Here is a 21,466-nt window from a genome sequence, read left to right on the forward strand (position 1 = left end):
CGTGGACTACCCAAAAGAGAAGACACATGACCTCATTGAGCAGCTCTTCTCAGAACTCGGTGAATTCGCGCGACTAGCTTCAGCAGATTTCCAAAGCATTCGTGACGAGCTAGATCCTTGGTACTCACTACCGCACCAGTCGGGATCAGGTTCAATCCTTACGAGCAAGAAGGCAAGCACGATGCTCGACGAACTTGTGGAGCGTGCACTTCACCTGCGAAATCTCGAAGCACGTGTCAGCCATGCGGATCTGAAAAAAGATATTGGGGAGGGAGCGGTCCAACGGTTTCTGACGGAAAGGAGGCCGATTGATCGCCGACAAGCAGATCGACTATTATCTTGGGCCGCGAAGCGCGCAGATGGCCGGTGTGGCGAGTATACCTATTTTTATCCTATTCGCTTCACGTTCCAAGACGAACCTCGTGAAATCGATCTAGGCCCGGTTAGGTTGAAATGGCTGCGAGCGTTCCATGCCAATCTTTTCCGGTACGCGAAAAAATATCTATCTGATCAAAAGGATGAAAAATCTCTTGAATGGGCTCGAAAGCAGCTTCGCGAAGCGGTCGATTACTACAAGAGCTATAAGTGGTTCGCTGAGGTAACTGTCAAAGGATGCGATGCAAAGCGCGCCGAGGACGCGGCATACGAGCTGGCTACTTCCGCGCTGGATTGTCTCTATTTTCTAATCGGGCGTCAGGGCACCTACCGGGTCGAGATTGGTCGTTTTAAGTTAGCAAGCGATAATCGGGCGCTAGCTTGGGTATCGCCAGATAACTCCCTGATGGTTCAAACATCTTATGGCAGCCTCGATGCCATGGGATTTAAGGATGGATGGTCAAAGGACCTTCAGCGCCCCGACGTAAAAGAGTCTCTAGATCTGATTAGAACCGTGATTGAAGCGAAGGCTGATCTGCGCATTCGTCGTCCTCTCGCTAACCGCTTTCTTGAGGCCGCGCGCTGGTTTGGGGAAGGGGTCAGAGATCGAAAGTCCCACTCTAAGATAGTCAAATTCATAACGGCAATTGAGCGATTAGTAGTCGCTGGCAAATCAGATGATATATCGGAAACAGTTGCGACCCGTGTGGCTGACTTAACGATTGAGTCCGACGACGTCGCCGATTGGGAAAGGAAAAAGGCGTGTGTCAAGAAAGCGTACGGTGTGCGGTCTGATTTAGTTCATGGGAGCGTTTCGCCCTTTTCTGACTCCGTTCTGAAGAGCGTTTCATCCTGTGGCGACCTTGCTGAGGAGACACTTTACACGATCCTCCATCGCATTCGAAAGGACGGCCTTATCGCTCCGGATGTTTCTGAGAAGCAATACGCTGAGTGGCTCGAAGGTGTCAGGCATTGGGTCACTGATATTCACGGTCGACATCAATCAGAGAATTCGTGAAGGGTTCTAGCGTTAAGCCAACTCAAGGAGATTCCGGGGACAGTATACTTCACTCGCCGCCACCTTGTTTTTTGCTAAGTCAGCGTTATAACACCCGTATGAACGCGCCGCTCAAAGTCACCAAGATCGGCAACTCTGCCGGAGTCATCCTGCCCAAGGAGGTGCTTGCGCATCTCGGGATCAAAGTTGGGGAAGAACTGACTCTCGTCCTCAAGCCGGGCGGGATCGAGCTGGTTTCGGGCGAGCCGGATTTCGAGGAGCAGATGGCCGTCGCGCGCAAGGTCATGGCCGAGCGCAAGCGCGCGCTGCGCGAATTGGCGAAGTGACCTTCCCCTCCTTTTCAAAGGAGGGGACTGAGGGGTGGTTGCGAGGCGACAGCCTTGCGCGCGCCATCCACCACCCGCAACCCCCTCTTCTGAAGAAGAGGGGGCTTAATGGCTGATTGGATATGGGTCGCCACCGAGGTGGCGCTTGCTGCGCATGCCGAACAACTCGCAGAGCATGGCGGTGGGGACGGCATACGTGATGCGGGAATGCTCGACAGCGCCATGGCGCGTCCGCGCAATCTTGCCGATTATGGCGAGCCGGACCTAGCGGCGCTGGCCGCAGCCTATGCATTCGGCATTGCGCGCAACCATCCATTCGTTGACGGCAACAAGCGCACTGCGGCGGTGGTCAGCGAGACCTTTTTGGCGTTGAACGGCTTCAGTCTTGGTGCCAGCGACGCCGAACTGGTCGTAGCCTTCGTGGCTCTCGCCGCTGGCGAGCTGTCCGAGGACGAGTTGGCCGACTGGTTCCGGCAACACGCTTCCCAACAATAAGCTGGACCCCGGATCAAGTCCGGGGTGACGAGCATGGGTGGTGGCACCCCCTTTCCTACTCCGCCGAAATCTGCCTCATCCTCGCGGATGACCAACACATCCCCCACACGCTCGCTCGCCGCGCACATTTGCGAGGCCGCTCCCGCAACCACCACGCCAACCGCAACCCCCGCCAAGCGCCACGATGGCTGGACCGTCCAGCGCCAGTCCGTCTTCCTGCGCGAGCTGGCTGCATCGCATTCGGTCAAGCAGGCCGCGCGGGCAGCGGGCATGTCTCGACAGTCGGCCTATGCCTTGCGCGCGCGCTTGAAAGGCGAGCCGTTCGATCTTGCCTGGAACGCCGCGCTGCGCTGCCGCTTCGATGCGCTGGCGGAGGAGGCGATGGACCGCGCGATGAACGGCGTCGAGGTACCGCATTTCTATCGCGGCGAGTTGGTCGGCACGTCGCGCCGCTATGACGAGCGGCTGACCGTCGCCCTGCTCGCCATGCGCGAGAGCTTTCGCCCCCGCCAGCACTCACGCTCGCATCCCTCCTCCGATTACGCACCGGATGAATTCGGCAACCTCCTCAGCCGCGTCGAAACCGGTCCGGAAACATGGCTGGAGGAGCGATATGCCAATGCCGAGGCGTATGCGGACGAGGACTGCGCGAGCCTTGGCTGGGGCGATGTCGAGGATAGCGACGAGACCTGCGAGGATGGCGACCTTGCCTAGTCGGGACCATCCTGTCTTCTTTCGCAGAGTGTCAACTTCGCGCGATAGCCCGCAAAGCCGCAGCCAGCGCGGGTTTGCGCGCCGAAAAGGCGGTGCAGGGCGTGTCAACTGTGTCAACTTCGCAGAAACCCCCGACAGCGCACGATTTGCAGGAACCGCCCAGCCAAGCCGACCGTTGATTTTGCGACACAGAAGCTACTGAAAGGCTCCCCCTGAAATGCAATTCCAGTTCAACTCCGACAGCTCCGTCATGGGCACCGAAAACGTCGCCGAGCGGATCGAGACCGCCGTGCGCGAAAAGCTGTCGCGGTTCGAGGATCGGCTCACCCGGCTGGAAGTGCATGTGTCCGACGAGAACGGCGCAAAGGGCGGCGGCAATGACAAGAGCTGCACGATCGAGGCGCGGCCTGCGGGCGGCAAACCCCTGGGCGTGACCGAACATGCCGCCAAGGTAGACGATGCCGCGCGCCGCGCTGCAGGCACGCTCGCCCAGCGGCTGGAGCGGCATTTCGGCAAAAGCGACAAGCACAAGCACGACGCCCGCCCCGACAAGGTACTGTGATGGCGGCCCGCTCCCGGCCCGATGTTACGCAGCTGGCATTCCAGAGCTGGATGCTCGGCTGCGAGGCGGGCTGGGTGATGTGGCTGCGCACCATGCGCATCATGTCCGGCGGCGCGCTGGCGGAGCGGGAAGTGCAGCGCATGGTCTCTGAAAAGTTCGTCGCAAATGCGATGCTGTGGCCCGCACTGATGATGGGCGGAGCGGGCCAGTCGGCCGAAACACTCGGCGCGCGAACGCTCAGCCATTACGGCAAGCGGGTGCGGGCGAACCGCAGGCGCCTGTCGCGCTAGGGCGAGGGCGGATCAGGGCGTAACTTCGCCCTGTTCGCGTCCCTCCCACCAGGCGATGCGGTCGGGGGTGACCTCGATCAGGATAAGTCCATCGGTATCGAGACCGTTCTCGAACCACTTTTCAAGATCGGGCTTCCAGCGCTTTTCCAGCGTCGCGCGGTCGCGGTGCAATTTGCCTTTGGCCTGCACGGCGCAATAAAATTCGCCGTCGACATAGGTGGCACCGCATTCTTCCGAACGCTGCAGGTCGTCGTCGATCCGCCCGTCATCGGTGGAGAAGTGGAAGGTGGTGCCGTGCTCGCGGCTCACATCCTTGTTGTTCGACATGGGCCGCGCGGCAATCGCGCCTTCGCTGCCGGTCTTGGTGACGAGCATGGCAATGTCGATAGATGCAAGCTTTTGGGCGATGTCGGAAAGGGAGCGGTCGGCCACGTATGATCTCCGGTTGGGAAATGGATGTGGCAAGAACGGTCGGCTGCGGGAAAGGTGCCGAAGCGTGGTGAGCGGGCACTAGAAACGAGCGCCGACGCCCCCACACGCCGGCGCTCTTCCGAGGCTCTGGAGAACGGGCGGTGTTAGCCGCCGCGGCCCCGGCCAGCGGGATCGGCGTAGCGGCCAGAGTCGCTGTCGGTCACGCCGCGACCACGACCGCCGCCGGCAGGGTCTGCGTTGCGCCCGCTATCACTGTCGGTGTAGCCGTTGGACGGACGCCCGCGTCCGCGCCCCGCGGGGTCGGCATGGCGGCCTGAATCGCTGTCGGTGAGGCCGGAGGGCCTGCCGCGGCCCTGTCCGGCGGGATCGGCATAGCTGCCGCTGTCGCTGTCGGTCACGCCGTTGGAATAGCCGCTATTGCCGCGTCCGCGCCCGGCGGGATCGGCATATTGTCCGCTATCGGCGTCGGTCACGCCGCCATGGCCGCGGCCATAGCCGCCTCCGCCCGCCGGATCGGCATAGCGGCCCACATCGCTGTCGGTATAGCCGGTGGTCATACATCCGCCGAGGCCGGTGCTGGCCGCAGCCGCGCCGGCGACGCGCGCCAGAAAGGAACGACGGTTGGTGCGCAATGCACGTTTCATGTGAACTCCCCTGTTCAACGTCAGCCCCGACGTGGGGCTTTGGTGGCACGGGGAAACTGAACGGATTCCGAACGCTACGTTCAGGAGCGCTTCGGCGGCGCGACGCCGGCTTTTTCGAGCTCCACGCCGAGCCGCCCGCCAAGCCAGAGGAAGAACATGCGAAAGTCCGCAAGAAGGCTCCATCCCGGATAGGTGAAGGTCGCCGGGCGGTTCTTCTCGACCGTCAAATGCGCCAGCCAAGCAAAGAAGTAACCCGCCAGCGGCATGGCGAGCAGCCACCAGAAGCGCCCGGTCACCAGCGCGAAGATCGCAACGGCAAAAACCAGCCCGGTGCCGACATAATGCAAGGCACGGGTGCGCGGCAGCGAGTGCTCGCGCAGGTAATGCGGCCAGAATTCGGCAAATGTTTTGTACTGGCGGGCCATCTTTACCATGCTGCGCCAAAGCGGGGCGGGAGCCAAGGGATGGGACTATTGGAGGGCCGGCATCGCAAGTCCGCTCTCGCCTGTCGCGTTACGAAAAACCGGCCGTATCGAGAATATCTGGGATGGCCTTGCGAACTCGGTAGAAACCCGCGCGGGCTTCGGGCCAGGTTTGACGGGCGAGTTCGGGGAGGATTTGCGTCAGGCGGTCGCTATTTGCAAGTGGTTCGAGTCGTGGCCAGAGGCTGTCGCGCGTCCAACCAACCGGCAGGTAGGGCGCCACGACGTAGTCGATTTCCTGGGCTTGCAGAATGTCTTCGGGCCTATCGCCATGCCCCCAGTCGACGGACGGACACTCGAACGCCTCGCTTGCCGAGACGACGCCTTTGGCCACGGCTTGCAAAGCAAAATCGCGCGCCTTGTCGCCTATGGGGAGCGGTGATCGCGCATCCGGACGAGCGGCACCGATGACGAGAGCAGGCGGTTGCTCAAGAGCGAGAGGCGCATGGCTAGCGGCTTCGTCGTGCAGCAGTAAGGCATAGCGCCCTTGCGGCAGATCACCGTCCGGCAGGTCGAGATCGCGGCGGGGATGGTCGCGGTCTTCCTCCAGCGCCGGGGCTTCGCTTGTTAAGCCATCGGCTTCGAGCGAACCCTCGGGATGATCGGATGTGTATCGGGTGATGTTGCCCTGCCGCGCCAGGTATGTCTTGCCCTTCGTGTGCAGCCCGGCCACCCAGCGCCAGTTGAGCGTGTTGGAAGCTGCATCGCCATCCATCAGGTGGCGAAGGAAGAAATCGGCACCCAGAGTCCAGTCGAGCTTCAGCGTGAAGATCCAGATGCTGGCAAACCACATACGTGCATGGTTGTGCAGGTAGCCAGTCTCCACCAGCTCGCGCGCCCAGTGATCGAAGGCGGCGATGCCCGTCCGGCCTTCCACCGCTTCGTTATAAGCGGTGCGTCGTCCTGCATTGTCATCGAGATCGGCAAGCGCCGCATCGCGATCGTCGCAATAGGCTCTCCAGATCGAGGGGTGCTGTTCCAGAAAGCCTTTGAAATAGATGCGCCAGAACACTTCGCTGACGAACTTCTCGGCTTGTGAAGGGGAATGGTGGGTGAGGACCGCCGCCAGCACTTCGCGCTCGCTTAGCAAGCCGGCGTGAAGCCACGGCGATAATTGCGATACATTGCTGCGGCCCGGACCGGTATCGTGGTTGCGCGAGGAGGCGTAGCGGCGACCGGCATCCGGAGCGAACTCTTGCAAGCGGCGAAGTGCGGTCGAGCGGTCTGCGGTCCAATCCATGGCTTACCAACAGCGCGGCCTGATCGCTGTTCCGGCGCATGGACCAAAGCACTCTGCGATGCGAAAGGCCCGGCCAATCGTAGTGGATGGGCCGGGCCGTCCGCAGTTTCGCGGTCGGGGGGAACGCTTCGACCGCGCAGATAGCGTCAGCGATTGGGGCGCTGGCGGTCGCGGTTCTGGCGGAAGATTTGCCGGCTGGCACGGTCCTGGCGGTTTTCCAGGCGTACACGCTCGACGCGGTTCAGGCCGTTGCCATCGGCACGGTTGCGCGTTTCGAAGCGCTCGATCCTGCGCTGCTGCGCATCGAGGCGGGCGGTTTCGCGCGCTGTCAGCCGGCCGGCTTCCACGCCGCGGTCGATCCGCTCTGCCTGCCGGTCCTGCCGGTTGTCGACGCGCTGCTGCGCTTCGGCACTGGCGGGCACGGCTATTGCTGCGATGATGGCAGCGAATGCGAAATATGTCTTGTTCATGAGAGGCTCCTTTCGATGCAATACGGCCGCGACGGGTGCGACCGGAACCGAAAAGGAGGCTCGCACGCCTGAACGGTAGCTTTCGAAGAACGCCAGCGCGACAAAGTGCGACAATGGATTACGCGGGTGAGATGCCAGCATCGCGGCCTGCGACAGAATTGCACACGGATTACGGTTTTTCGTCACAATTTGGCCTTTATTGGAACCTTGGGGCGGGTGCCTTCGTAGGTTTGGTAACGAGGCAGGGTTTTCGCGCCGTCCGGCGTGCGCCGATGACCTCGCATATGCAGACCATGAGGACTGACACATGAAGAAGTTTACCATCGCACTCGCTTCCGCCGCATCGCTGGCTATCGCCGCATGTTCGCCCGCAGACGAGACCACTGTCGACGACGATACCGCCATGGCCGACGAAGGCACTAACGCCGATACCGGCCCTGGCACCATCGTCGATGTTGCATCGAACAACGAAGATTTCTCGACGCTGGTGACGGCGGTAACGACCGCCGAGCTGGGCGAAACCCTGTCGGGTGAAGGCCCGTTCACCGTCTTCGCGCCGAATAATGGTGCATTCGATGCCGTGCCGGAAGATACGATGACCACGCTGCTGAGCGAAGAAGGGCGCGAACAGCTGACCAGCATTCTCACCTACCACGTCGTAGAAGGTGAAACCATGGCAGCAGACCTCGTCTCGGCCATCGAAGGTGCCGGTGAAGAAGGCTACTCGATCCCGACCGTCGGTGGCGGCACGCTGACCGCCATGATGGGCGATAACGGCCCGACGCTGACCGATGCCGCCGGCAACACCGTGAACATCGTCTCGACCGATGTGGACGCCTCCAATGGCGTGATCCATGTCATCGATGGCGTGCTGATGCCCGAGTAATCGTTCTACGATACTGGAATGACAAGAGGGGCGGGCCTGCGGGCCTGCCCCTTTTTCGATGGCCGGAAAGGATTTCGATGACCGCGAACAGAACACCGCGCCTCGCGCTATGGCTGGGCTTTGCCGGCCTTCTGCCGCAGCTCGCCTGTCTCGCGGCAGTAATTTGGGGCGGGGACGAGTGGCGCTGGACGGCGCTGGCACTGGCTTGGGCCTATGCCGCGCTGATCTTCAGCTTTCTCGGTGGATTGTGGTGGGGGCTTGCAGCGGCGGCCTCTGCGCGGATCGAGGAAGTCGACGGATGGGTCTGGATCGCGGCAGTGTTTCCCAGCCTGTTCGCGTTGGCGACATACTATCCCTGGATCATAGGCGAGCCGTGGCCGGGGCCGTCGCTGCTGGTGCTGGGAGCCGCGATCATGATAAGCCCAATTGTCGATTACGCATTGAAACGTCTGCGGCCCCCATGGTGGATGGCGCTGCGCATACCCTTATCGCTCGGCCTGGGCGGCGCGACAATCACATTGGGGGTGCTGGCAGGGCCTTGAGGCCGCTGCCATTTAACGCTGGCGGTTCAATTCCGCTTCCACATCGATTGTGCGCGGCTCAACCTGCGTTGCGGCAGCGATCGTCACCGGTTCGCGCGTATCGAGCGGTTTGATCGCCTCGCCCGTCGCATAGCGACCGGTATCGGCACGTTCCATCGCAGCGTAATGCGGCGCTTCGATGCGTCGCTGGGCGGCGTCGTAGATATTATCCTGCCGACGAATGATCGGTTGCTGTGCGTCCAAGCGCCGCGCGGTGCGGTAGCTTGACGTATCTTCGTTCCATCCCGCTTCAAGGCGCGCGAGTTCGGCTTCGATTTCGCGCTCGTAAGCGCGTGCAGCCTGCCAGCGATCGCGATCCTGGCCGCGCATGGCCAATTCGTGCACCTCGACGAGCCCGTCCGGCGTTTCCATGGCGTAATGATCGGGTAGGCGGGCCTGTGTTTTCGGCGCGGCGTCTGCCTTTGCGAAGTTCGAATGATCAGGGATCGACGCGGTCACATCGGTGACGGTGCCAATGGGGTCGGTATCCATGCTGGCGCCGGCAATTGCTCCGGCGAGTGGCACACAGATAGCGGCGCCCACAATCCAGGGCGTGAACTTCATTATCGAACCTCATTTCGAAACTTTCTTTGCCCCATCAACGCTCTGCTGCACCGCGTGGTTCCGGATGGAAGGCTCGGTCTGGTCCTGTTCGACATTGTCTTGGCGCAACGTCTCCGCCGCAGGACCCGATGAGGGCTGATCGGCGATGTCCAGCACGGCATAGCGGGTGTCCTCTTGATCCGGTCCTGCTGGGATATCGGCTGCTTGCAGCTCGTCTTCCGCCGATATGGCGGTGAACTCGACATCCGGATTGGCTTCGCGGTGAGCGCGATATCGCTGGTGCGCCTGCCAGCGCCGGTGGTCGCGGCCATACATTGCGAGTTCTTCGACCTCGACGCGGCCAGCCGGGGTTTCCATCGCATAGTGATCGGGCAGGCCTTCAATCTGCGCTGCCAGCGATCCTGTAGCGGTTGCGGCGCGCGCCGCCGGCAGCGTTTCGCGCACATCGGCAATTTCGCGCAGCGCGTCGGGCTCCATTGCGGCGCCGATGGCCGCGCCGCCCATGGCCGATGCCATGCAAAGCGCAGCGAAACATCCCAATGCCCGTGCGGGCGTGATCCGTGCCAGAATGGCGACCCCAAGCGTCCTCATAGCGCCTGCAAGGATGACGCGGGCCATCCCCATGCGCTATGACGAGGTTATGGCAGTTATACGATCAACGTTAGCAGGCGTTGCGGCGCTCTTCCTCACCGCATGCGGGGGCGGCGAAAATGCTGAGAACGTGCCCGGCGATGCGGCGGAAACCGCGGCCTATGCAGGCGTTGCCGAGGACGAGGTGCTGCGCTTCGGCGGGAACGAGCCGTTCTGGGGCGGACAAGTGGTCGGCAGCGAGCTGACCTACACGACGCCTGAAAATATCGATGGCACGACCATCATCGTCACCCGGTTTGCGGGGCGGGGCGGGCTGGGGTTCAATGGCACGCTGGAAGGGCGCAGCTTCGACCTGGCGATCACGCCCGGAGAATGCTCCGACACGATGAGCGACCGCACCTATCCCTTCGTCGCAACGCTGCAACTCGGCAACGAACAGCGCAATGGCTGCGCATGGCGCGAGGGAGACGATCTGGGCGAGCCATAACGGCCCGCCCATAATCGCGGGTCAGAACAGGCCCGGCGTATCGTGCTGGGCCGGTGTCCGTTCCTGCAGTTCGGGCTGCAAAAGGTCTACGCCGATGCGCTGCGTAGTGGCTGGTCCGCCAGCAATAGGCGTGCAGGTGCGGCCCGCCAGGAAGTCGAGCGCGGTTGCCAGCATCTCTTCCTGCGGATCACCGAAATTGCGGAAGATGTCGTCTCGCGCGCGGCAGGTATTCGGCACGAAGTCCGCAAGGCCATTGTAATAGTCGCCCTGACCGTTCGCATTTTCCAGCTGGAGCGTGACGAGGCGCAGACGCGTATCGCAATCGCTGGACAAGTCGAAGGCCGACTGGCCCACCGGCTTGCCGAACGTGTTTTCACCGATAAGCGCGATGTTGTTGCCGAGATACGGGACCATCCCATTGATGATCGCCTCGCTTGCCGAGGCCGACCCGCTCGAGGTGATGAAAGCAATCTTCGTAGGCGCGATGGATTGCGGACGTACCTGGAAGCGGTAGGTCTCGTTTCGCTCGCTCTTCGATGGGCGGAAAGCAACGGTCTCGAACACTTGGCCGCCCAGGTCGCGGCCCAGCATGTCGCCGAAGAACTCGTTCACATTGATGCCGCCACCCCCGTTGTATCGCAGGTCGATCACCAGCTCGGTCACCCCCGCGGCGCGAAAATCGGCGAAGGCATCGGCGAGTTCGTCAATCGCCGGGTTGATGAAGTTGGTGAGGCGCAGATAGCCAACCTGCTTGCCGCCATCATTGATGATTTGCGCGCCGTAGCGAGGGACCGGATCGAGATCGTATTCCGTCTTGGATATGCTCACTTCACGGTCGTTTCCGTCGGCGTCCACAATATCGAGCACGCGGGTCACTCCGGGATCGGACGGGCCGAGTGCATCGACCACCGCCTGCGGTCCGCCGCTGGCCATCAGGCTGTTTACGGTCACTTGGTTGGTAGAGCTTGTCCCTATGGCAATGATCTCCGTGCCGCGTTCGATATTGGCGGCGAGCGCGGGCGTATTGTCGAAGGTTTCAGCGATAAAAACCCGGCGATTGACCGTGTCGTAGATCAAGCGGAAGCCGAAGCCTGCGCTGGAGCCGCCGTTGAAAAAGGCGTTCTCCGCCTCGATCGAGGTAAGGTAGCTGAAGAAACGATCGCGGTTGTCTTCGCGTGCGGGGCGAACCAGCGCGTCGAGATAATCCTGCGCATCGTTGAAGTTGGACGCATTGACGCCGGTATCGACAAGGTTGGGGAACAGATACCATTCATTGACGACGCTGCGTACGAAAGTGCGCTGCGCATCAAGGCCGCAGCCAGACGTTGTTGGCGGCGCCACGGTTGCTGTCGGCGATGGCGAATCGTCGCCTCCGCAAGCGGCAGTGGTGAATGTCATGGCCGCGCAGGCCATGGTGAGGGCGATCTTTGAAGTGCGCATAAATGGTCCCGTCCCGATGTTTTTGCAGCGCGCTGCCTTGGCCGGCCTTAGCGGATGCCGGTTCGCCTGACGGTCGCAACGCGAAGGGTGCGACAGTCGGGCAGGGCGCTGTAATTGCTTACGATAGCTCAGCCTTTGCCATAGGCAAGCCTTCGCATAGATGAACGGTCATGATCGTGGAAGGCCGCCCTTGAAAAGCCGCGCCACTATCGGCACACCGCGCGGGCAACAGGTAGCAAAGCGCCGGAACTGGCGCGCAAAGGATTTTCCATGACAGATACGACACCCGGCTGGCTCGCACAGGCTATCGGTCCGTCGGCAAATGGCGGCAGCGGGCATTATGGTAAGCTGGTCGCCGCCCGGCTCGGCAATGAGAAGATGCTGGGCAAAAGCGGGTTTTCTCTCACCTCGGCCGCGTTCGAGGATCGCGGAGAACTGGACCCGTGCTTCACCGCGGACGAGGAAGACGCCGTCGCCCCGCCGCTGGAATGGACTTCGCCCCCTCCCGGCACGCAGGAAATTGCGCTGGTGGTCGAAGATGCCAATGCCAAGGGGGATGCGCCCTTCTGCCACTGGCTTGTCTGGGGCATGCCCGGCCAGAAGGGGCAGATCCTGGAAGGGGAAACGCCGCAGCGCGTGGGCAAGAACAGCTTCGGCAATTCCGAATGGCTGCTGCCCGATCCGCCCACGGGCGACGAACCGCACGATTTCGTCTTCCAGCTCTTCGCCCTCGACTTGCCGCTGGTGCTGATGCCCGGTGCGAGCCGCGAGGAACTGGTCAAGGAAATGCAAGGCCACGTCGTCGGATGCGCGATTCTCACCGCAAAATACGCCCGCGAAGAAGGCGGGGATTACGATTGGGACGATGCAGACGATGCCGAATGAAGGGTGCTATACCCTATCCGGCTTTTTTGACTGAAAGGATACCTTAGTAATGGCTGCCAAGAACAACGCGCTGAACAAGCCCGTCAACCTCTCGCCCGAGCTGGAAAACGTGGTTGGCAAAGGCCCGATGACCCGCGCTCAGGTGACTAAGGGCGTATGGGACCACATCAAGGCCAACGACCTGCAGGATTCCAAGGACAAGCGGATGATCAATCCCGACGCCAAGCTCGGCGCGGTGATCGGCAACGATCAGATCTCCATGTTCAAGATGACCGGTGCTGTTTCCAAACACATGAGCTAAGCGAACGGCGCTGTTCCTGAGGAACAGACCGAAATGGCGGGCGCGTGGCGATAAGCTGCGCGCCCGCTTTCTTTTCGCTAATGACGCGACTTGCGCCCGAACGGCCAGCGGATGAGTTCGCCCGCCCATAATGTCGCCCAAATCAGGACTGGCTGCGCCATCAGGCGAGGCACGTGATAGGCAAGGCCCCAGCCGCCATCGTCTCGCGCCATGTCGATCAACATATGGTTGAAGTTGGCCGGCCATACGCACAGCGCATAAAGCGCAAGTCCAATGGCTGCAGCCTTGCGCAATCGCAGCGAAAACGGCTGGAGAAGTGCGATAGCGCCAAGAATTTCCGCGATCCCGGTCCAGAAAATTACGCCGTCGGGCACCGCTACCCAGTTCGGTGTGATAGTGAGAAACGGTTCCGGGTTTACGATGTGGGCGCGTCCAGCAACCAGGTAGAGCACGCAGACCAGCCAGAGGATGGCTAACCTCACCCAGCGCCGCGAGTGGCCAGCTTCACTCCGATGCATTGCCTGCGGCAATTTCTGCGTCCAGGTCGATTACCGAACAGCTGTGGCCTTCCGCCGGGCGGAAGCCCCACATGGCGAGTTGATAAATCGGGTCCTGCCAAGTCTCGATCACCATTACGCCGGGCATCAAGACACAGACGCTGGTGCGTGCCGGGCCGCTATTCAGCGTGACGGCCAGGGCTGCATATTCCAGCAACGCGGGATATGCGCTCTTCACCGTCATCGTGATCGTCCCAGCCTCATGCGGGCCGAGATCGAAGAGAATTTCGCCTTCCGCGAGTTCGCTATTGCGCGCCTCGTCACCGCTGCGCACCAATTGTGGCTGCAGTGCTCCGTCGGTTTCGATCAGACGCACCGTCACGGCCTCGCCCGGCGTGAGCAAGACGTTGCCCTCTACGACCCATGGCAGTTCGGCATCGACCGGCACGCTAAAGCTCTCGCCGTCTCGTCCCTCGAAAACGTAATTTTCGATGTAACGGCAGGCGCCATCCGGCTCGCAGATATCGGAAGCATCCTGCGCGGCAACTGCACCTGAGCAGAAAAGCGCACCGAATGCCGCCGACACCGCCAGCATTTGTGATTTGCTCATTTTCTAAAATCCCTGCGTCCCATCGATAGCAAGAAGGATTGCGGGAAGGGGCGAGGCAGGTCAAGCCGAGCCAAGAATGCGCCCCGTTGCAGCGCGAAGCCGGCGTCATGTGTCTGTATTCAGCCTTCGCTGACTTCGACACCTTTCCAGAACGCTATGTGATCCTTGATTTCGGAAGCCGCGTCCTTCGGATCGGGATAGTACCAGGCAGCGTCGGCGTTCTGCTCGCCGTTTGCGGTGATCGTGTAATAGCTCGCATCGCCCTTCCACGGACAATGGCTCGTCGTGTCGGACGCCACCAACATCATCTCGTCGACATCGGCGCGCGGGAAATAGTGATTGTTTTCCACCACCACGGTTTTGTCGCTCTTAGCGATCACCTTGCCGTTCCAGCTGGCTGTTACGGTCATTGGTCATTCGTCCTTCATGGGATCGTGGCCCCAATTCATCAGTGAATAGCGCCAGTCGGTTTCTTCGATATCGCCGTCAGGTTCTTGCGACAGGTGGCGGTGGATGTAGCCGATCACCTTGTCCATATGGTCCCACTGCTCGTCCGTGAGTTCGTCCTTATTGGTGCGCTTGATATCGACGATGCGGCGCCCCGACTTATGGCCGGTGCTTTCGCCGTCATCGCTATCGCCGACGGATTTGCTCTCCTCGGTATCGAGCCATTCTTCCAGTTCCTTGGGCTGCATGTTCACGCAGTCGTAGAACTCGTCATAGGTTTCGTCGCGGTCACGATCGGCCATCAATCGTTCTCCGCCGTTTCCGGCAAGTCTTCGCGATCGGTCGAGGCCATGTCCTCAAGCTCGCTTTCGCTCATGGAATCGTACATTTGCTTAGAAGCGCCCTGCAGGTCGGACTCGTCGGTTTCGCCGCGCTTGGCGGCGAGCGCTGCGCCCGCCGCCTGCTGCTGCGCCTTGGACTTGGCTTTGGCCATCAGTCTTTGTCCCAGTCGGACAGTTCGCTACCGCGCTTCAGCACTTCGTCGCCATCGTCCTGCTTGATCAGGTAGGCTGGGTTGTCTTCGTCACCATCCTTGGTGACTTCCTCACCTTGCAGTGTGCGTGTGACTTCACGCTCGAAGCGTTCCTTGATCTGGCCCTTGCCGGTGCCATTGCCCCAGTCCCATTTCACGTATTGATCGGTCTGGTAGCTATTGGAATTGCTCATTCTCGTGGTCCTTGTCGGTTTTTCCCGTCCGACAATCCCTGGGGTATTCGTCCGGCCTTACTCGGTGCCGATATCGGGTTCCTCCGAACCGTCAACGGTGGCCACGGCGACAGGGATGTCGCCGGCTTCCGCGCCATCGACCTCTTCCTGGTTGGCCTGCATGGTGATCTCTTCTTCCACATCGCCTTGCGAGAACGCACCGAAGATCCAGATGGCAGAGAGCAGCGCGATGGCTGCAAACAAACTAACGGCAAGGATAACGCGCACATGGCCGTTCCCGCGACCGGCGCTGGCTTCCTGCTCGTCGATATGGATTTCGCCGTCTTTTTCGTAACTCATGATATCTCGCCTTCCCTCGCGTCAAAAATCGTCAAACCATTTACGGCTTAAAGGGCCACAAGTTCCGCATCCGCCGCGGGTTACAGCCTAAATCAGGTAATGAAATGCGCAGCGGTAATCAGTCCCGCAAAAGCTCGTTAATGCCCGTCTTGGAGCGGGTCTGTGCATCGACCGTTTTCACGATGACGGCGCAATAAAGGCCGGGCCCGGGCGACCCGTCTGCCAGCGGCTTCCCGGGCAGCGATCCGGGCACGACCACCGCATAGGGCGGCACTTCGCCGCGATGGATCTCGCCCGTTTCCCGGTCCACGATCTTGGTCGATGCGCCGAGATACACGCCCATGGAAAGGACAGCCCCTTCGCCCACGCGCACGCCTTCGGCCACTTCGCTGCGCGCACCGATAAATGCGCCATCGCCAATGATGACCGGGTCCGCCTGCAAGGGCTCAAGCACGCCGCCAATGCCCGCGCCGCCCGATATGTGCACATTCTTGCCGATCTGCGCGCAGGAGCCGACCGTCGCCCATGTATCGACCATCGTTCCTTCATCCACATAGGCGCCGATATTGACGAAACTGGGCATCAGCACCGTACCTGGCGCGATGTAGCTGCCGCGCCGCACGACGGCGCCGGGCACCACGCGAAAGCCCGCATCGGAGAAGCGATCCGCGCCCCATCCGGCGAATTTGCTGGGCACCTTGTCCCATGCGTCCGTGCCGGCGGATCCGCCTTTCGCGATGCGGTTATCGTTGAGGCGGAAGGAAAGGAGCACGGCCTTTTTCAGCCACTGGTTCACCACCCAACCACCGCTGTCGCCCGGTTCGGCCACCCGCGCTTCCCCGCTATCGAGCAGGCGCAGCGCGTCTTCCACAGGCCCGCGCACATCGGCGCTGGCCGGCGTCACCTCGCTGCGATTTTCCCAGGCGTCTTCGATGGCGGCGATAAGCTCTTGCGACATGGGCGGTGCGGCTCCTGTATGCACGATGGGTCGACCCCAGCGGTTAGGGGCTTGCGCGCTCGCCCGCAAGACGGCACGTCCCATGGTGCTTGGCCGTTAATCCTGCGCATTCACTTGCGGTTATCTTGAGGTGCGATAGGGTTGCATCAAATCGAAAGGGATCGCTTTGGGACAGGATAAACGCGCAAATCGCTTCAGGACTTGGCACGGTGCAGGAATGGTGGCGGCCTTTGCGCTGCTGACGGCCTGCGGCGGAGGCGGATCGCCGCCGATCATCCGGGCACCTGCTCCGGCCCCTACGCCTACGCCTACCCCAACGCCGACACCTACGCCCACGCCTACGCCGCCTCCTTCGGGCAATTTTCCGGTCGTGGCTGCGCCTTCGGCGTTCAATACGTCGGAGTATCGCAGGTCGGACGGTCCATCCCAGCACAATGCTGCAAGCGCTTGGGCGAGCGGGCATACCGGCGACGGTGTCACGATTGCCGTCATCGATACCGGCATTGATCTTGACAATCCGGAATTTGCCGGCCGGCTATCGAATGCCTCGACGGACATCTTCGGTACGCGTCCGGTCGAAGGCCCGGACGACCATGGCAATCTTGTCTCCTTGGTTGCTGCTGCCGCGCGCGACAATACCGGTATTTTGGGCATCGCATACGACGCGACCGTGCTGGCAATTCGTGCGGATACTCCGGGCAGTTGCGGTGGTGACAATGCGGAGGATCCCTCGACCGATTGCACCTTCAGCAACACAGCCATCGCCAACAGTATCGATTACGCTGTGGCCAATGCCGCGAAGGTCATCAACATCTCGCTCGGGGGTGAGGGTGGGCTCAACCAGGCCTTGCGGGTTGCCATCGACAATGCGGTCGCCAACGGCGTTCTTATCATTGTTGCAGCCGGAAACGACGGACGCGCCGAACTCACTAACTTCGGCAGCGAATTCGCCGCGCGGGGTAATGGCGGTGTGCTTATCGTCGGGTCCGTCGATAAAGATTACGGAATCTCGGACTTCTCCAACAAGGCGGGGGCCAATCCGGATTTCTACATCGCCGCGCGCGGCGAAGAAGTCTGCTGCGTTTACGAGAATGGCGAGATTCTCGTCGAGACAATCGACGGCGATCAATTCGTGTATCTTTTCTCCGGCACGAGCTTTGCTTCGCCACAAGTCGCTGGCGCGGCAGCATTGCTTGCGCAGGCATTTCCAAATCTGACCGGTGCTGAAATCGCGGAAATCCTGCTGCGTTCGGCATTCGATGCGGGAGCGACCGGCGAAGATCCCGTCTTCGGCCAGGGCATCATGGATATCAACCGTGCCTTCCAGCCGATCGGCACGACGACGCTGGCAGCGGCCACCACCGCCTTTGCTCTTAGCGATACCAGCGGCATCGCTTCGCCCGCCATGGGCGACGCTTTCAGGACGGCATCGCTGCCCGCCGTCATCACCGATGAGTTCGACCGTGCCTTCGAGACGAACCTCGCAGGCACGCTGCGCGGTGCGGAAGTGCCGCAGCGCCTGAACGGCGCGCTTGCCGGCAATGCGCGGCATGTCGGTGGCGGGACGCAGGCGGCGAGCGTCGCCTTCTCCATCGATGCAAGCGGGGCGCAGCCGCCGCGAGCGCAGGCTTTGCAACTGACAAGCGAGCAATCCGAAGCAGCCCGCGTGCTGGCAGCGCGCGTCGCCATGCAGATTGCGCCGGGCACACAGTTCGGCTTCGCTTACCGCCAGGGTGCGGATGGGCTGGTGGCGACCTTGCAGGGGCAGGAACGTCCGGCCTTCATGATTGCCCGCGATGCCGCCGGTGAAAGCGGGATGATAGCGCGCAGCGACACCGCCTTTGCGCTGCGTCACCGGCTTGGCGATTGGGGCCTCACCGTTAGCGCCCAGACCGGCGTCACCATCACCGCTGCGGAGCAGCGCCGCACAGCGCAATTGCTGGGTCGCCGCGCCGAAGAGGATCTGGCCAGCTTCGGCCTGTCGTTCGACCGTGATTTCGGGGACTTCGACACGGCGCTTGGCCTGACCTGGACTATGGAAGACAACACCGTCCTCGGTGCTCGCTTCCACGAAGGCTTTGGCATTGCGGGCAGCGACACTCTGTTCGTCGATGCCGAGATGGGCTGGCGCATCGCCGATGGCTGGCGTCTTGGCGGCGCATACCGGCAGGGCTTCACGCGCGTGGCCGATGCGCCGCTGCTGGCAGACAATTCGCAGATCGGCAGCAATGCATGGTCGCTCGACATCCAGCGCGTCGGCGTCTTTGCCGGAGCCGATCGCATGGCGCTGCGCATTTCGCAGCCGCTGCGCGTGCAATCGGGCGGGCTGAATCTCAATCTGCCGGTCGCCTATGATTACGAGACGCTGACAGCCGAATACGGCCTGCGCACACTGAGCCTCACGCCGCAGGGGCGCGAAATGACTGGCGAATTGTCGTGGATCGGCCAGCTATGGGGCGGCAGTGCTGCGGCGAGCCTATTCTACCGCCGCGATCCCGGCCATTTCGAAACCGTACCGGACGATATGGGCGTGGGCCTGCGCTGGAGCCGCGACTTCTAACGCATCAGCTCGCGGGTGAAATCGACCAGCCCCGTCTGGCGGGCGCGCTTCATGCGTTCCGCTTTCAGGATGGTCAGCACCTTGGAAAAGCAGCTGTCGATATCGTCATTGATGACGACGTAATCATAGCCGTCCCAATGGCTGATTTCGAAGCGTGCGCGGTCCATCCTGCCCTGGATCACATCCTCGCTATCGGTGGCGCGGCTGCGTAGGCGATGCTCCAGTTCCTGGATGCTGGGCGGCAGCAGGAATACCCGCACGACATCGGTTTCCATGCGCTGGTAGAGCTGCTGCGTGCCCTGCCAGTCGATGTCGAAGAGGAAATCGTCGCCCGCTTTCAGGCCCGCCTTGATCTGCGCTTTCGGCGTTCCGTAGCTATTGCCAAAAACGGTAGCCCATTCGAGGAATTCGCCGTCCGCCACCATCCGGTCGAATGTCGGCTGGTCGACGAAGTGATAATCGCGGCCATCCACTTCGCCCGGGCGCATGGCACGGGTCGTCACCGATACGGACATGCCGATTCCGTCGACATCGGCCAGCAATTTGCGTGCGATGGTCGTTTTCCCCGCGCCCGACGGCGAGGAAAGGATGAACATCAGCCCGCGGCGGGCCAACGGGGTCTTCGGATCGGAATGCGGGGAATCGGCCATGCACCGCTATTGCGCAGCGCTTGGTGTGCAATCAAGCCCTGCGCACCAGTCTCACACCATGGAATCGGGATCGGCCTGCTTGGACAGGAATGCTTCGCCAGCCTTGCGCGCAGCCCGGCGCGAGCGGCCACGGTCGAAAAGCAGCTTTCCGGCCGCAACGGAGCCGACGATCATCGCGCCCGGCACCGATTTCGTGGCGAACTTCGTCACTCCATAGGCTGCCAGCGAATGCATGATCGATTTGTTATCGATCGCCTCACGCGCGAACGCGCTGCCATAGCGCTTGCCCAGCATGGCCTTTTCGACCGTTTGGCGCGTTATTCGCCCAATCACGCGAATCACGATATCGGCCAGCAGCAGATTGGTTGCAGGATTGGTGGAAGGGCCCGGCACATCGCCGGGTGCGCCTGCCAGCTTGTCAGAAACGGTATCTGTCACATGGTCGCTGGTCGCGCCGCGACTCTTGCGGCGGCTGCGAACGAGACGGTGGATGGTTGCGCGGTCTGGCAGGTCTGTCATGGCGTGGCCCCTTCGGCGTGCGCCGGATTAGGGCGGACGCGTTATTTCTTGCGGCCGAAATCGACCGTGACGACATTGGAGCCGTCTTCAGTAGTGGCAACGTCCTCCACCTTGCGGCGTTCCTCGGCGGTGCCCCCGTCGTTCTCCGCATCCTCGTGCTCGGTCGCCGGATCGTCTTCCATCGCGGCTTGGAATTGCAGGCCGAAATCCACTGCCGGATCGACGAAAGCGGTGATTGCCGAATAGGGGATGGAGAGCTTGGAGGGGATCTGGTTGAAGCTGAGGCCGACCGAAAATCCGTCGTCGCGCACGTCCAGGTCCCAGAACTTGTTCTGCAAGACGATGGTCATCTCGTCCGGAAACCGTTCATGCAGGCTGGCGGGGATATCGACGCCCGGTGCTGCCGTCTTGAATGTGATGTAGAAATGATGGTTGCCCGGCAGGGTACCGCCATCGGTCTGCACCTGGCCGAGCACGCGGCCCACGACGGCGCGCAGGGCTTCCTGCACGATTTCATCGTACGGGATCAGGCTATCGGGCGTATCGTCGCTCATGCGTGGTGTGGTGACGCCACGCGGGCGCAAAATCAAGCCGGAATCGCCGGAATTGCACGCCTCTCCCCGCTTGCGTGCGCGCGCCAGACGCTTATAGGCTGCCACCCATGCGTACAGGGCGAATAGAGCGGAAAACGGCGGAAACCGATATCCTCGTCGAGGTGAATCTCGATGGTACGGGCCGCTACGACATTTCCACCGGCATCGGCTTTCTCGATCACATGGTGGAGCAGGTGAGCCGCCATTCGCTGATCGACATCACGATGAAGGTCGATGGCGACCTGCATGTGGACCAGCACCACACCACCGAAGACAGCGCCATCGCGCTGGGCCAGGCCTTTGCGCAGGCGCTGGGCGACAAGGCAGGCATCGGCCGATATGGCGAAGCACACAGCCCGATGGACGAGACGCTGGCACGCGTCGTGCTGGATATTTCAGGTAGGCCCTATCTGGTGTGGAAGGCCCGCTTCACGCAGGAAAAGCTGGGCGAATGGGATACAGAGCTGATCGAGCACTGGTTCCATTCCGTCGCGCAAAGCGCCGGGCTGACGCTGCATTGTCAGGTGCTGTATGGCAGCAACAACCACCACATTTGCGAGGCGCTGTATAAGGGTTTTGCCCGCGCCATGCGGCAGGCGGTCGAACTGGATGAGCGCAAGGGCGGCGCAGTGCCCAGCACAAAGGGTCAGCTTGGTGGCTAATCGTCTGCTTTTCGCACGCCCATCCGGGCGTGCGTCCTCGCTAGACGGCCTCCGCTGCGCTGCGGCCCCGCTGCGGGCGGGCGGTCGCCCTTGCGGTTGCTGCGCAACCGTGGGCCTCTGAA

The 21,466-nt window shown here is 61.7% G+C and carries 32 protein-coding genes; 13 read left to right on the forward strand and 19 right to left on the reverse strand.

The window, feature by feature from the left end; translation table 11 throughout:
- Position 1: 1 nt before the first annotated feature.
- From BMF35_RS05775 to BMF35_RS05800, 6 genes are all read left to right on the forward strand, one after another.
- On the forward strand, positions 2-1,393 hold the full coding sequence (locus BMF35_RS05775) for a HEPN domain-containing protein (RefSeq protein ID WP_071961179.1): 1,392 nt from the start codon (positions 2-4) through the stop codon (positions 1,391-1,393).
- A gap of 98 nt (positions 1,394-1,491) precedes the next feature.
- Positions 1,492-1,719: an AbrB/MazE/SpoVT family DNA-binding domain-containing protein gene (locus BMF35_RS05780; protein WP_047007274.1), complete on the forward strand. Its 228-nt coding sequence runs from the start codon at positions 1,492-1,494 to the stop codon at positions 1,717-1,719.
- A 108-nt stretch (positions 1,720-1,827) separates the two neighbouring features.
- A complete protein-coding gene (locus tag BMF35_RS05785; RefSeq protein ID WP_047007275.1) occupies positions 1,828-2,214 on the forward strand; it encodes a type II toxin-antitoxin system death-on-curing family toxin in 387 nt (128 codons plus the stop codon).
- An 87-nt stretch (positions 2,215-2,301) separates the two neighbouring features.
- The gene (locus tag BMF35_RS05790) at positions 2,302-2,928 is read left to right on the forward strand and encodes a hypothetical protein (RefSeq protein ID WP_052766089.1); all 627 of its coding nucleotides are present in this window, start codon (positions 2,302-2,304) and stop codon (positions 2,926-2,928) included.
- Positions 2,929-3,145: 217 nt separating this feature from the next.
- Positions 3,146-3,490 carry an HPF/RaiA family ribosome-associated protein gene (locus BMF35_RS05795; protein ID WP_047007276.1) on the forward strand — a complete coding sequence of 115 codons (345 nt, stop codon included), beginning with the start codon at positions 3,146-3,148 and terminating at the stop codon, positions 3,488-3,490.
- Positions 3,490-3,780 carry a hypothetical protein gene (locus BMF35_RS05800; RefSeq protein WP_047007277.1) on the forward strand — a complete coding sequence of 97 codons (291 nt, stop codon included), beginning with the start codon at positions 3,490-3,492 and terminating at the stop codon, positions 3,778-3,780. The genes BMF35_RS05795 and BMF35_RS05800 overlap by 1 nt, the downstream gene beginning before the upstream one ends.
- Positions 3,781-3,792: 12 nt before the next feature.
- On the opposite strand, the gene BMF35_RS05805 is transcribed toward BMF35_RS05800, so the two are convergent.
- From BMF35_RS05805 to BMF35_RS05825, 5 genes are all read right to left on the reverse strand, one after another.
- Positions 3,793-4,212: a pyridoxamine 5'-phosphate oxidase family protein gene (locus BMF35_RS05805; protein WP_047007278.1), complete on the reverse strand. Its 420-nt coding sequence runs from the start codon at positions 4,210-4,212 to the stop codon at positions 3,793-3,795.
- A 143-nt stretch (positions 4,213-4,355) separates the two neighbouring features.
- The gene (locus BMF35_RS05810) at positions 4,356-4,856 is read right to left on the reverse strand and encodes a hypothetical protein (RefSeq protein ID WP_047007279.1); all 501 of its coding nucleotides are present in this window, start codon (positions 4,854-4,856) and stop codon (positions 4,356-4,358) included.
- A gap of 80 nt (positions 4,857-4,936) precedes the next feature.
- Positions 4,937-5,281: an Mpo1-like protein gene (locus BMF35_RS05815; RefSeq protein WP_047007675.1), complete on the reverse strand. Its 345-nt coding sequence runs from the start codon at positions 5,279-5,281 to the stop codon at positions 4,937-4,939.
- A gap of 88 nt (positions 5,282-5,369) precedes the next feature.
- Positions 5,370-6,578, reverse strand: a complete 1,209-nt coding sequence (locus tag BMF35_RS05820) for an FAD-binding domain-containing protein (protein WP_047007280.1) — start codon at positions 6,576-6,578, stop codon at positions 5,370-5,372.
- A 146-nt stretch (positions 6,579-6,724) separates the two neighbouring features.
- Entirely contained in the window at positions 6,725-7,048 is a 324-nt protein-coding gene (locus BMF35_RS05825) for a hypothetical protein (protein ID WP_047007676.1), read from the reverse strand.
- A gap of 307 nt (positions 7,049-7,355) precedes the next feature.
- Here BMF35_RS05825 and BMF35_RS05830 point away from each other — a divergent pair, with 307 nt between their 5' ends.
- Complete coding sequence (locus tag BMF35_RS05830; RefSeq protein WP_047007281.1) at positions 7,356-7,934, forward strand: fasciclin domain-containing protein; 579 nt, start codon at positions 7,356-7,358, stop codon at positions 7,932-7,934.
- A gap of 77 nt (positions 7,935-8,011) precedes the next feature.
- Positions 8,012-8,476 carry a DUF3429 domain-containing protein gene (locus tag BMF35_RS05835; RefSeq protein WP_047007282.1) on the forward strand — a complete coding sequence of 155 codons (465 nt, stop codon included), beginning with the start codon at positions 8,012-8,014 and terminating at the stop codon, positions 8,474-8,476.
- Between the two features lie 12 nt (positions 8,477-8,488).
- Here BMF35_RS05835 and BMF35_RS05840 read toward each other — a convergent pair whose 3' ends face one another.
- Positions 8,489-9,079: a hypothetical protein gene (locus tag BMF35_RS05840; protein WP_047007283.1), complete on the reverse strand. Its 591-nt coding sequence runs from the start codon at positions 9,077-9,079 to the stop codon at positions 8,489-8,491.
- Between the two features lie 9 nt (positions 9,080-9,088).
- Positions 9,089-9,670: a hypothetical protein gene (locus BMF35_RS05845; RefSeq protein ID WP_156172153.1), complete on the reverse strand. Its 582-nt coding sequence runs from the start codon at positions 9,668-9,670 to the stop codon at positions 9,089-9,091.
- A 13-nt stretch (positions 9,671-9,683) separates the two neighbouring features.
- Here BMF35_RS05845 and BMF35_RS05850 point away from each other — a divergent pair, with 13 nt between their 5' ends.
- Positions 9,684-10,157, forward strand: a complete 474-nt coding sequence (locus BMF35_RS05850) for a COG3650 family protein (RefSeq protein ID WP_236781574.1) — start codon at positions 9,684-9,686, stop codon at positions 10,155-10,157.
- A 21-nt stretch (positions 10,158-10,178) separates the two neighbouring features.
- Here BMF35_RS05850 and BMF35_RS05855 read toward each other — a convergent pair whose 3' ends face one another.
- Entirely contained in the window at positions 10,179-11,597 is a 1,419-nt protein-coding gene (locus BMF35_RS05855; protein WP_047007285.1) for a S41 family peptidase, read from the reverse strand.
- A gap of 270 nt (positions 11,598-11,867) precedes the next feature.
- On the opposite strand from BMF35_RS05855, the gene BMF35_RS05860 reads away from it, so the two are divergent.
- A complete protein-coding gene (locus BMF35_RS05860) occupies positions 11,868-12,482 on the forward strand; it encodes a YbhB/YbcL family Raf kinase inhibitor-like protein (protein ID WP_052766090.1) in 615 nt (204 codons plus the stop codon).
- A gap of 49 nt (positions 12,483-12,531) precedes the next feature.
- Positions 12,532-12,783: an SWIB/MDM2 domain-containing protein gene (locus BMF35_RS05865; protein ID WP_047007286.1), complete on the forward strand. Its 252-nt coding sequence runs from the start codon at positions 12,532-12,534 to the stop codon at positions 12,781-12,783.
- Between the two features lie 77 nt (positions 12,784-12,860).
- Here BMF35_RS05865 and BMF35_RS05870 read toward each other — a convergent pair whose 3' ends face one another.
- The 8 genes from BMF35_RS05870 to dapD all read right to left on the reverse strand — a co-directional run bounded on the left by BMF35_RS05870 (position 12,861) and on the right by dapD (position 16,360).
- Positions 12,861-13,265: a DoxX family protein gene (locus tag BMF35_RS05870; protein WP_236781575.1), complete on the reverse strand. Its 405-nt coding sequence runs from the start codon at positions 13,263-13,265 to the stop codon at positions 12,861-12,863.
- 22 nt (positions 13,266-13,287) lie between these two features.
- Entirely contained in the window at positions 13,288-13,890 is a 603-nt protein-coding gene (locus tag BMF35_RS05875) for a hypothetical protein (RefSeq protein WP_156172154.1), read from the reverse strand.
- A gap of 119 nt (positions 13,891-14,009) precedes the next feature.
- Positions 14,010-14,300 (reverse strand): DUF427 domain-containing protein, encoded by a 291-nt coding sequence (locus BMF35_RS05880; protein ID WP_047007289.1) that lies wholly within the window; start codon positions 14,298-14,300, stop codon positions 14,010-14,012.
- A 3-nt stretch (positions 14,301-14,303) separates the two neighbouring features.
- Positions 14,304-14,639: a DUF3140 domain-containing protein gene (locus tag BMF35_RS05885; protein WP_047007290.1), complete on the reverse strand. Its 336-nt coding sequence runs from the start codon at positions 14,637-14,639 to the stop codon at positions 14,304-14,306.
- Positions 14,639-14,830 carry a DUF3008 family protein gene (locus BMF35_RS05890; protein ID WP_047007291.1) on the reverse strand — a complete coding sequence of 64 codons (192 nt, stop codon included), beginning with the start codon at positions 14,828-14,830 and terminating at the stop codon, positions 14,639-14,641. Before BMF35_RS05890 ends, BMF35_RS05885 begins: the two co-directional genes overlap by 1 nt.
- Positions 14,830-15,063 (reverse strand): hypervirulence associated TUDOR domain-containing protein, encoded by a 234-nt coding sequence (locus BMF35_RS05895; RefSeq protein WP_047007292.1) that lies wholly within the window; start codon positions 15,061-15,063, stop codon positions 14,830-14,832. Before BMF35_RS05895 ends, BMF35_RS05890 begins: the two co-directional genes overlap by 1 nt.
- Before the next feature lie 57 nt (positions 15,064-15,120).
- Positions 15,121-15,402, reverse strand: a complete 282-nt coding sequence (locus BMF35_RS05900; RefSeq protein ID WP_047007293.1) for a hypothetical protein — start codon at positions 15,400-15,402, stop codon at positions 15,121-15,123.
- Positions 15,403-15,520: 118 nt separating this feature from the next.
- Positions 15,521-16,360 (reverse strand): 2,3,4,5-tetrahydropyridine-2,6-dicarboxylate N-succinyltransferase, encoded by an 840-nt coding sequence (dapD, locus tag BMF35_RS05905; RefSeq protein WP_047007294.1) that lies wholly within the window; start codon positions 16,358-16,360, stop codon positions 15,521-15,523.
- 370 nt (positions 16,361-16,730) lie between these two features.
- On the opposite strand from dapD, the gene BMF35_RS05910 reads away from it, so the two are divergent.
- Positions 16,731-18,920: a S8 family peptidase gene (locus BMF35_RS05910; protein WP_052766091.1), complete on the forward strand. Its 2,190-nt coding sequence runs from the start codon at positions 16,731-16,733 to the stop codon at positions 18,918-18,920.
- On the opposite strand, the gene gmk is transcribed toward BMF35_RS05910, so the two are convergent.
- From gmk to BMF35_RS05925, 3 genes are read right to left on the reverse strand one after another with little or no spacing between them, the layout of a single operon-like run.
- Positions 18,917-19,570, reverse strand: a complete 654-nt coding sequence (gene gmk / locus BMF35_RS05915; RefSeq protein WP_047007296.1) for a guanylate kinase — start codon at positions 19,568-19,570, stop codon at positions 18,917-18,919. The two genes, BMF35_RS05910 and gmk, sit on opposite strands and share 4 nt — an antisense overlap.
- A gap of 51 nt (positions 19,571-19,621) precedes the next feature.
- Positions 19,622-20,089, reverse strand: a complete 468-nt coding sequence (locus BMF35_RS05920; protein ID WP_236781576.1) for a hypothetical protein — start codon at positions 20,087-20,089, stop codon at positions 19,622-19,624.
- A 41-nt stretch (positions 20,090-20,130) separates the two neighbouring features.
- Positions 20,131-20,643, reverse strand: a complete 513-nt coding sequence (locus tag BMF35_RS05925; protein ID WP_047007680.1) for an SspB family protein — start codon at positions 20,641-20,643, stop codon at positions 20,131-20,133.
- A gap of 107 nt (positions 20,644-20,750) precedes the next feature.
- Here BMF35_RS05925 and hisB point away from each other — a divergent pair, with 107 nt between their 5' ends.
- Complete coding sequence (gene hisB, locus BMF35_RS05930; RefSeq protein ID WP_047007297.1) at positions 20,751-21,344, forward strand: imidazoleglycerol-phosphate dehydratase HisB; 594 nt, start codon at positions 20,751-20,753, stop codon at positions 21,342-21,344.
- Positions 21,345-21,466 lie beyond the last annotated feature (122 nt).

Source organism: Aurantiacibacter gangjinensis (assembly GCF_001886695.1).
Taxonomy (GTDB): Bacteria; Pseudomonadota; Alphaproteobacteria; order Sphingomonadales; family Sphingomonadaceae; genus Alteraurantiacibacter; species Alteraurantiacibacter gangjinensis.

Excerpts from the sequence above, each read along its gene's own strand:
- BMF35_RS05780 (WP_047007274.1), top strand. The coding sequence starts at position 1,492 with ATGAACGCGCCGCTCAAAGTCACCAAGATCGGCAACTCTGCCGGAGTC.
- BMF35_RS05785 (WP_047007275.1), top strand. The coding sequence starts at position 1,828 with ATGGCTGATTGGATATGGGTCGCCACCGAGGTGGCGCTTGCTGCGCAT.
- BMF35_RS05790 (WP_052766089.1), top strand. The coding sequence starts at position 2,302 with ATGACCAACACATCCCCCACACGCTCGCTCGCCGCGCACATTTGCGAG.
- BMF35_RS05795 (WP_047007276.1), top strand. The coding sequence starts at position 3,146 with ATGCAATTCCAGTTCAACTCCGACAGCTCCGTCATGGGCACCGAAAAC.
- BMF35_RS05800 (WP_047007277.1), top strand. The coding sequence starts at position 3,490 with ATGGCGGCCCGCTCCCGGCCCGATGTTACGCAGCTGGCATTCCAGAGC.
- BMF35_RS05810 (WP_047007279.1), bottom strand. The coding sequence starts at position 4,856 with ATGAAACGTGCATTGCGCACCAACCGTCGTTCCTTTCTGGCGCGCGTC.
- BMF35_RS05815 (WP_047007675.1), bottom strand. The coding sequence starts at position 5,281 with ATGGCCCGCCAGTACAAAACATTTGCCGAATTCTGGCCGCATTACCTG.
- BMF35_RS05820 (WP_047007280.1), bottom strand. The coding sequence starts at position 6,578 with ATGGATTGGACCGCAGACCGCTCGACCGCACTTCGCCGCTTGCAAGAG.
- BMF35_RS05825 (WP_047007676.1), bottom strand. The coding sequence starts at position 7,048 with ATGAACAAGACATATTTCGCATTCGCTGCCATCATCGCAGCAATAGCC.
- BMF35_RS05830 (WP_047007281.1), top strand. The coding sequence starts at position 7,356 with ATGAAGAAGTTTACCATCGCACTCGCTTCCGCCGCATCGCTGGCTATC.
- BMF35_RS05835 (WP_047007282.1), top strand. The coding sequence starts at position 8,012 with ATGACCGCGAACAGAACACCGCGCCTCGCGCTATGGCTGGGCTTTGCC.
- BMF35_RS05840 (WP_047007283.1), bottom strand. The coding sequence starts at position 9,079 with ATGAAGTTCACGCCCTGGATTGTGGGCGCCGCTATCTGTGTGCCACTC.
- BMF35_RS05845 (WP_156172153.1), bottom strand. The coding sequence starts at position 9,670 with ATGAGGACGCTTGGGGTCGCCATTCTGGCACGGATCACGCCCGCACGG.
- BMF35_RS05850 (WP_236781574.1), top strand. The coding sequence starts at position 9,684 with ATGACGCGGGCCATCCCCATGCGCTATGACGAGGTTATGGCAGTTATA.
- BMF35_RS05855 (WP_047007285.1), bottom strand. The coding sequence starts at position 11,597 with ATGCGCACTTCAAAGATCGCCCTCACCATGGCCTGCGCGGCCATGACA.
- BMF35_RS05860 (WP_052766090.1), top strand. The coding sequence starts at position 11,868 with ATGACAGATACGACACCCGGCTGGCTCGCACAGGCTATCGGTCCGTCG.
- BMF35_RS05865 (WP_047007286.1), top strand. The coding sequence starts at position 12,532 with ATGGCTGCCAAGAACAACGCGCTGAACAAGCCCGTCAACCTCTCGCCC.
- BMF35_RS05875 (WP_156172154.1), bottom strand. The coding sequence starts at position 13,890 with ATGAGCAAATCACAAATGCTGGCGGTGTCGGCGGCATTCGGTGCGCTT.
- BMF35_RS05880 (WP_047007289.1), bottom strand. The coding sequence starts at position 14,300 with ATGACCGTAACAGCCAGCTGGAACGGCAAGGTGATCGCTAAGAGCGAC.
- BMF35_RS05885 (WP_047007290.1), bottom strand. The coding sequence starts at position 14,639 with ATGGCCGATCGTGACCGCGACGAAACCTATGACGAGTTCTACGACTGC.
- BMF35_RS05890 (WP_047007291.1), bottom strand. The coding sequence starts at position 14,830 with ATGGCCAAAGCCAAGTCCAAGGCGCAGCAGCAGGCGGCGGGCGCAGCG.
- BMF35_RS05895 (WP_047007292.1), bottom strand. The coding sequence starts at position 15,063 with ATGAGCAATTCCAATAGCTACCAGACCGATCAATACGTGAAATGGGAC.
- BMF35_RS05900 (WP_047007293.1), bottom strand. The coding sequence starts at position 15,402 with ATGAGTTACGAAAAAGACGGCGAAATCCATATCGACGAGCAGGAAGCC.
- dapD (WP_047007294.1), bottom strand. The coding sequence starts at position 16,360 with ATGTCGCAAGAGCTTATCGCCGCCATCGAAGACGCCTGGGAAAATCGC.
- gmk (WP_047007296.1), bottom strand. The coding sequence starts at position 19,570 with ATGGCCGATTCCCCGCATTCCGATCCGAAGACCCCGTTGGCCCGCCGC.
- BMF35_RS05920 (WP_236781576.1), bottom strand. The coding sequence starts at position 20,089 with ATGACAGACCTGCCAGACCGCGCAACCATCCACCGTCTCGTTCGCAGC.
- BMF35_RS05925 (WP_047007680.1), bottom strand. The coding sequence starts at position 20,643 with ATGAGCGACGATACGCCCGATAGCCTGATCCCGTACGATGAAATCGTG.
- hisB (WP_047007297.1), top strand. The coding sequence starts at position 20,751 with ATGCGTACAGGGCGAATAGAGCGGAAAACGGCGGAAACCGATATCCTC.